The organism is Flavobacterium sp. Arc2 (assembly GCF_041431385.1).
Classification (GTDB): Bacteria; Bacteroidota; Bacteroidia; order Flavobacteriales; family Flavobacteriaceae; genus Flavobacterium.
In genome coordinates, this window is sequence record NZ_JASMRH010000069.1 from 1 (window position 1) to 1,168 (window position 1,168).

Sequence of the window (1,168 nt, forward strand, 5' to 3'; positions counted from 1 at the left end):
CCCCGTTCGTTTTATCGATGCTTTTGTCGAAGCATTGTCATTACAAACTTTAGGTTTTTCTGTTCAAACCATTAAAGGGGAAGGTCGCCCGAGCTTTGATACTAAAATCTTTCTTAAAATCTATTTGTATGGTTATCTAAATGGGCTGCGGAGCTCCAGAAAGCTAGAAAAGGAGTGCGCTCGCAATATCGAATTGCAATGGCTTTTATGCGCAATCATACCCAACTACCATAGCATATCCGACTTTAGAAAGCAGAATCCATCGGGATTAAAGAATCTGTTCAAACTCTTTGTTTCTTTTCTTAAAGATGCTGACTTGATTGGATGTGAAACCATCGCTATTGATGGCACAAAAAGTAGAGCGCATAACAGTAAGAAAGCAAACTTCAATCAAAAGAAAATTGAGAGACATTTAATGTATATTGAAGAGCGAACCCAAGAATATCTAGCCGAATTGGCCCAAAATGATCTACAGGAAAATAGCATTACAGTAAGTAAGATTGCAGAAAAAATAGAGCGATTAAAAAAGAATAAGTTACGCTATGAACTTCTAGAAGAAAAACTAAAAGGGAGTGGACAACCTCAAATAAGTACCACTGATCAAGATGCTAGAGCACTTTTAGTTCAAGGAGTAGTAGTTGAGATAAGCTATAATATCCAGGCAGCAGTGGATAATAAGCATAACTTAGTTGTAGCTACTCACACCATAAACCGCAACGATCTTAACGCCTTAGGGGCTATCGCTTTGGAAGCAAAAGAAAATTTAGGCGTAGATACTTTCACCGTTTTGGTGGATAAAGGCTACCATAATGGAAGGGAAATTACCCAATGCATAAATAATAACATCACCACCATTGTAGCCCATCCTACGCCAGGAACAAGCAAAGAAAGCGTAACGCAACCAGATTATTTGGTAGCCAAATTTAAATACAATACAGCAAACGACAGCTATACTTGTCCCCAAGGAGAGACTTTAAAAACCACAGGAAGATGGCATAAAAAAAGTGGGCGCACAGAACAAAGCGGGTATCAATTTAAAAAATACCGAACCCCAGCCTGCAGGGAATGTCCCGTAAAACACCTTTGTACCGCTAGACCAGCAGGAAGAGAAATCGATCGGAGCGAGTACGCGCAAGGCGTTGAAGAAAATAACAAACGCTATCAGGAA

1 protein-coding gene is annotated in these 1,168 nt (G+C 39.6%); it reads left to right on the forward strand.

All coding sequences use genetic code 11. From position 1 onward, the window contains the following. Positions 1-1,168, forward strand: a 1,168-nt coding sequence (locus QO182_RS19485) for a transposase (protein WP_371563740.1), incomplete at both ends; no start/stop codon positions are given.